Genomic DNA, 5721 nt, shown 5'->3' with positions numbered 1-5721 from the left:
GGCGGGAGGGTGGCGGGGTCCAGTTCGGAGGCGTCGATGCCGTCGACGAATTGCATGGAGATCCAGAGGCGGTCGTCTTCGACGCCGCGGTCGTGGACCGAGACGATGTTCGGGTGATCCAGGCGCGCGACCAGATCGGCCTCGCGTTCGAAGCGGGCGCGGATCTCCCCGTCGGCGGCGAATTCGCGGCCGAGCAATTTCAGGGCCACCTGGCGTGGCAAGCGCGGATGCCGCGCCAGGTACACCTCACCCATGCCGCCGCTCCCCAGGCGGCGTTCGATCACATAACCTGCGAAAATCTCACCCGCGCGCAGCATTCGGTCCCCTCGGCACGTCGACCGTTTCGAACGGTACCGCCTGGCCCCGCGGTGCGCAGGCGGTCTCGGCGCGAAGCCGCGATCTACCCGGCGAGCAGCCCCTTGGCGATGTGGGTCACCTGGATCTCATTGCTGCCCGCGTAGATCATCAGCGACTTGGCGTCGCGGGCCAGCTGCTCGACCTTGTATTCCGCCATGTAGCCGTTGCCGCCGAAGAGCTGCACGGCCTCCATGGCGACCTCGGTGGCGGCGCGCGAGGAGTACAGCTTCATGGCCGACGCCTCGGCCAGGGACACCTTCTCCCCCGCCGCCGTCCGCTCGATGGCGTTGAACACCATGTTCTGCACATTGATCCGCGCGATCTCCATCTCGGCCAGCTTGAGCTGGATGAGCTGGAACTGCGCGATCTCCTTGCCCCACAGCTTGCGCGACTTCGCGTAATCCACGCAGAGCCGGTGGCATTCGTTGATGATGCCCAGCGCCAGCGATGCGATGCCGATGCGCTCGGCGGCGAAGGACTCCTTGGCGCTGTCCTTGCCGTCGCCCTTGGCCGGGGTCTCGGTCTCGCCGAGCAGGCGGTCGGGGGTGATGCGCACATTGTCGAAGAACAGTTCGCCGGTCGGCGAGGAGTTCATGCCCATCTTCTTGAACGGCTTGGACTGGGTGAAGCCGGGCATGCCCTTGTCGAGCACGAAGGTCAGCACCTTGCGGTCGCGGCGATCGGTGTCGTCCTGCTCGTCCAGCTTGGCGTAGACGACGGTGACATCGGCGTAGGGGCCGTTGGTGATGAACGTCTTGCGGCCGTTGAGGATGTAGTCCTCGCCGTCGCGGCGGACATAGGACTTCATGCCGCCGAAAGCGTCCGAGCCCGAATCGGGTTCGGTGATCGCCCAGGCGCCGACCTTCTCGAAGGTGACCAGTTCCGGCAGCCACCGCTTCTTCTGCGCCAGGGTGCCGCGGCTGCGGATGGTCCCGACCGTGAGCCCGAGGCTCACGCCCATCGAGGCGACCAGGCCCAGGCTGATCCCGGCCAGCTCACTGTTGAGGATGACACCCATCGAGCCCGATCCGCTGAACCCGCCGCCGGGCTTGCCGGTGGTCCCGGCCTCCTCGCGGGCTATGGCCTTCTCGAGTCCCTCGCGCGCCATTTCGTCCAATCCGAAAGTCGCGTACAGCTTCCGGATGATGTCGAAGGGCGGGAGTTCACCGCTCTCCAGCTGTTCGACGTGAGGCTTGATCTCCTTGTCGATGAAACCCCGCAGTACATCGCGGAACATCAGGTCTTCATCGGACCACTGGTACATGTAGTGAACTCCCGAGGGCTCGCCGGATCGTTACCCCGAATATAGAACAGGTTCTAAAACGGACGGCCGGGCCGGGCACTCAGGCCGCGAAGTGCAGCAGGGTCAGCGACGGTCGGATGGATCGGATGATGGGGAGGTTCACGGTCCGTCGCCGTAGCGGCGAGGCCCAGGGGCCGCGGCCGGGTGGTGGGATCAGGTCTCGGGCGGCAATAACTCCCGGGATCCGGGCCGGTAGGCGACGGGCCTGGCGCGGGGATTGGCTGGTGGGCATCGGCGGCGCGGTGTAGTTGTCACTCAAGCGGATTCGGCCGCGCATGGCCAGGGCGCTGAAGAAGCGCGGGACGGAGTCGTAGAGCAGGATGCCGCCGGGGAAGTGCGCGGCCAGGTCGGCGATCAGCCCGGGGATCTCGGCGGGCGGGAGGTACATGAACAGGCCCTCGGCGGTGATCACGGCCGGACCCGAGGGGACTCGGTCGAACCAGGAGCGATCCAGCACCGAGTAGGGCAAGCGGGTGATGCCGGGTGCGGCGGGCAGCAGCCGCTGCTGTGCCTCGACCATGTCCGGCAGGTCGAGAGAGAACCACGCCGCCTCGGGTTCGCCCAGCCGCCAATAGGTTGTCTGCAATCCCTCGCCGAGGGCCACCACCGGCCCGGCGGGGTGGGTGGCGAGGTATTGCGCGACGATCTCGTCTATCACCATGGCGCGCAGGGCGTGTATCTGGCTGGGCGGGCCGAAGCGTTCGAAATCCTCTCCGGCCAAGGCTTTATAGAGGCGGATCGCCTCCTTGTCGGTGAAATCGGAATCGTCGCGCAACGCCTCCTCGGCGCGATTGCGCAGAGTCCATAACGCCGTCTCGGGGACTCCGGACAGTTCGGCTCCGGTCATCTGACTTTCCTTCCTACAGTGCGTGTTTCGCGGTGAAGTCCAGCAAGGCTGTCGCGGTGCGGGCCGGGTCCTCGAGGTTGGGTGAGTGCCCGACGCCGCGCAGCAGCTCTATCGTCGCGCCGGGCACGACGTGATACTCGGCGGCGGCCGCGGGGTTCCATCGGACGTCGGCCTCGCCGTGGAGGACCAGCAGCGGTTTGCCCAGGGGCGCAAGACGTTCCGTGAGCGGCCGCTCTTCGAGGTAGTCGAGGTTGGCCCGGGAGGCCGCGGCGAAGACCACCGGATCGATGGCGCGGAATTGGTCGACGTATGCCTGCGGGATCTCGAAGTCCGCGCTGAACCCGCCACGCATCAGCATCCGGAACTGCGCGTCGGTCAGGTCCGACCACGGCACTTGCGGCGCGGCCTGTGCCTCCGGCCCGATGTAAGCGTCTATGCCGGGACCGAAGTCGATGATGACGACCGCGGCCACCAGGTCCGGTCGCTGTTCGACGAGCGCGGTCGCGACGGCCGAGCCGCTGGAGTGGCCGACGGCGACGACTCGCTCGACAACGTGCTCGTCCAACGCGAGGCCGACCCGGCGGGCCTGGTCGGCGACCGTGTAGGGCAGGTCCCCGAGCGGCGCGGACCGGCCGCAGCCGAGCAGATCGACGCGCAGAACCCGATGGGATCCGGTCAGCAGCGGAACCATCGGGTCCCACGATTCGGCCGAGGCGGCCGTGCCGTGAATGAGCAGCAGCGCCGGGGCCTCGCGCGGCCCGTCGTCGTAGACGTGGATCCCGCTTTCATCCAGTTCGATCGGCTGGTCGGCGGCGCGTAAGTTGTTGTCGGAAACAGTCATACGTGCACTATCGCCGCCGCGGCCGGGTGCCGTATTGGACAAATGTTCCCGTCGCCCGGCGGCTGCGTAGCATGGCGGCATGGGGTCCGGCGTGCCCGTGCGCGATGACGCGATGTTGTGGGACATCGCGAGTCCGCGTCGGCCGGGCCGCGTGCCCGGAGTCAGCATGGCCGGATTCGGCGATCGCGGCCGCACCCCGCCCGAACTCCGGCTCATCCCGCACCCGGCGGTGACCCTGCTGCTGGTGTTCGGCGGCACCATCGGCGTGGAAGATCCGGGCGGGCGGCGGCTGCGCGGCAGCTTCGTCATCGGGCCCGGCTTCGGCGATGTGCTGCGCGCGCTGCGGGTGGAGACCTTCGACTGCCTGCAGGTGCGGCTGTCGCCGATCGTCGCGCACACGGTGCTCGGTCCCGCGGCGGCCGAGCTGAAGGATTCGGTGGTGCCGCTCGAGGACCTGCTGGGCCGTGAAAGCACAAGGCTCGGTGAGCAACTCGACGAGCTCGCCGCCTGGGACGATCGCTTCGAGTGGACCGACTCCTGGCTGGCCCGGCGCTGCGCGCGGACCTCGCGGGTCCATCCCGAGGTGGCGTGGGCCTGGCGGCAGATCGCGGCCGGTCGCGGGACGATCCGGATCGAACAGCTGGCAGCGGAACTCGGCTGGAGCCGAAAACTCCTGTGGTCCCGTTTCTCCACGCAACTCGGCCTGACGCCCAAACGCGCCGCCAAACTCATCCGCTTCGACCACGCCGTCCACCACCTGGTCGCCGGACACGCCCCCGCCGCCACCGCCGCCGCGGGCGGCTACACCGACCAATCCCACCTGCATCGAGACGTCATGGCCTTCACCGGCTTGACCCCCGCGACCGTGGTCGACGAGCCTTTCCTCGCGGTCGACGAACTCGCCTGGGGCTGGCCCGGACGGTAACCAATTGTCGCGAATGTCGGCGTGTGGGTTCCGCGCAGCGCCGATACTGGGGCGGCGACGACCGTCGCGAAACCCTCGGCCCCTGGGATCGATCATGGTTCCTACCTCCGCAACCGGCCAACCTCTTCCGACACCCTGGCGCCAGGTCACACAGAACACCTGGCAGGCACTACTTCTCACCGGAATTCTCACGGCGATCCTCGGCATTCTGGTCCTCGCCTGGCCCGGCCCCACCCTCGTGGTGGCGGGCATCCTGTTCGGGATCTACCTGCTGCTGACCGGTATCGCCCAGCTCATGACCGTATTCGGCGCGCACGTGTCCGCCGGGCTGCGGGTGCTCTCGTTCGTGAGCGGGTTCCTCTCGATCATGCTGGGCTTCTTCGCCTTCCGCAGCGCGTTGGAATCGGTGCTGCTGCTGGCATTGTGGATCGGCATCGGCTGGCTGTTCCGCGGCATCATGCAGCTCATCGCCGCGCTCTCCGACCCGGACCTGCCGATGCGCGGCTGGCAGGCGCTGTCGGGGCTGATCATCACCGCGGGCGGGATCGTGCTGATCGTCGCGCCGTTCGACTCCATCACCGTGCTCACCCTGCTCGCCGGTTGGTGGCTCATCGTCATCGGAATCCTGGAGGCCGGCACCGCGTTCCAGCTGCGCCGCGCCACCGCGTAGCCGCCTCCTCCCCGGCCGTCCTCGCGTGCTCTAGCGTCGGAAGGGACCGGAGACGATCGGGGAGGTTCGATGTTGGAAGTGGCGCGACTGGTGCGCAGGTTCGGGGAGAAGACGGCGGTGGACGATGTTTCGTTCACCGTGCCGGATGGGATGTTGACCGGTTTCGTGGGCGGGAACGGGGCGGGAAAGACCACCACCATGCGAATGATCATGGGGGTGCTGGGGATTCACGCCGGAGAGGTGCGCTGGGACGGCCTCGGGGTGACCGCGGCGGATCGGCGGCGGTTCGGGTACATGCCCGAGGAACGCGGGCTGTATCCCAAGCAGCCGATCGTCGATCAGCTGGTGTATCTGGCGCGGCTGCGCGGGATGAGCGCTGCCGCAGCGGGTTCGCGGGCGGATGCGCTGTTGGAACGGTTCGAGTTGGGCTCCCGGCGCAAGGACAAGCTGGAGTCGCTGTCGCTGGGAAATCAGCAGCGGGTGCAGATCGCGGCGGCGGTGATCGCGGAACCGGTGGCGCTGGTGCTGGACGAGCCGTTCTCCGGATTGGATCCGGTGGCGGTGGATTCGATGGCGGCGCTGTTGAGTGAGTATGCGGCGCAAGGTGTTCCGATTCTGTTCTCGTCGCATCAGCTGGATCTGGTGGAGCGGCTGTGCGATCGGTTGATCATTCTGGCCGACGGGCGAGTGGTCGCGCAGGGTTCGGCGGCGGAGCTGACCGAGGCGGGGCCGCTGCGGTATCGGCTGGTGCTGGGCGGGGACGCGGAATGGCTACGGG

7 protein-coding genes are annotated in these 5721 nt (G+C 67.8%); 3 read left to right on the top strand and 4 right to left on the bottom strand.

Going from position 1 to position 5721, the window contains the following annotated elements; all coding sequences use genetic code 11:
* The 4 genes from ACAM49_RS38385 to ACAM49_RS38370 form a co-directional block, all read right to left on the bottom strand.
* Positions 1 to 317, bottom strand: a 317-nt coding sequence (locus ACAM49_RS38385) for a protein kinase (protein WP_369640432.1), incomplete at its 3' end; no start/stop codon positions are given.
* Positions 318 to 400: 83 nt separating this feature from the next.
* Complete coding sequence (locus ACAM49_RS38380) at positions 401 to 1621, bottom strand: acyl-CoA dehydrogenase family protein (protein WP_369640431.1); 1221 nt, start codon at positions 1619 to 1621, stop codon at positions 401 to 403.
* 79 nt (positions 1622 to 1700) lie between these two features.
* Positions 1701 to 2507 carry a class I SAM-dependent methyltransferase gene (locus ACAM49_RS38375; protein WP_369640430.1) on the bottom strand — a complete coding sequence of 269 codons (807 nt, stop codon included), beginning with the start codon at positions 2505 to 2507 and terminating at the stop codon, positions 1701 to 1703.
* A gap of 13 nt (positions 2508 to 2520) precedes the next feature.
* Positions 2521 to 3348: an alpha/beta fold hydrolase gene (locus ACAM49_RS38370; RefSeq protein ID WP_369640429.1), complete on the bottom strand. Its 828-nt coding sequence runs from the start codon at positions 3346 to 3348 to the stop codon at positions 2521 to 2523.
* A gap of 79 nt (positions 3349 to 3427) precedes the next feature.
* Here ACAM49_RS38370 and ACAM49_RS38365 point away from each other — a divergent pair, with 79 nt between their 5' ends.
* The 3 genes from ACAM49_RS38365 to ACAM49_RS38355 form a co-directional block, all read left to right on the top strand.
* Positions 3428 to 4273 (top strand): helix-turn-helix domain-containing protein, encoded by an 846-nt coding sequence (locus ACAM49_RS38365; RefSeq protein WP_369640428.1) that lies wholly within the window; start codon positions 3428 to 3430, stop codon positions 4271 to 4273.
* A gap of 94 nt (positions 4274 to 4367) precedes the next feature.
* Complete coding sequence (locus ACAM49_RS38360; RefSeq protein WP_369640427.1) at positions 4368 to 4943, top strand: HdeD family acid-resistance protein; 576 nt, start codon at positions 4368 to 4370, stop codon at positions 4941 to 4943.
* A gap of 69 nt (positions 4944 to 5012) precedes the next feature.
* Positions 5013 to 5721, top strand: a 709-nt coding sequence (locus ACAM49_RS38355) for an ABC transporter ATP-binding protein (protein ID WP_369640426.1), incomplete at its 3' end; no start/stop codon positions are given.

Source organism: Nocardia sp. JMUB6875 (assembly GCF_041154655.1).
In the GTDB taxonomy this organism is placed as follows: domain Bacteria; phylum Actinomycetota; class Actinomycetes; order Mycobacteriales; family Mycobacteriaceae; genus Nocardia.
This window is presented reverse-complemented; position numbering and strand designations above follow the sequence as displayed.

Bases quoted from the DNA above. Each gene is read 5' to 3' on its own strand.
- ACAM49_RS38375 (WP_369640430.1), bottom strand. From the start codon at position 2,507: ATGACCGGAGCCGAACTGTCCGGAGTCCCCGAGACGGCGTTATGGACT.
- ACAM49_RS38365 (WP_369640428.1), top strand. From the start codon at position 3,428: ATGGGGTCCGGCGTGCCCGTGCGCGATGACGCGATGTTGTGGGACATC.
- ACAM49_RS38370 (WP_369640429.1), bottom strand. From the start codon at position 3,348: ATGACTGTTTCCGACAACAACTTACGCGCCGCCGACCAGCCGATCGAA.
- ACAM49_RS38360 (WP_369640427.1), top strand. From the start codon at position 4,368: ATGGTTCCTACCTCCGCAACCGGCCAACCTCTTCCGACACCCTGGCGC.
- ACAM49_RS38380 (WP_369640431.1), bottom strand. From the start codon at position 1,621: ATGTACCAGTGGTCCGATGAAGACCTGATGTTCCGCGATGTACTGCGG.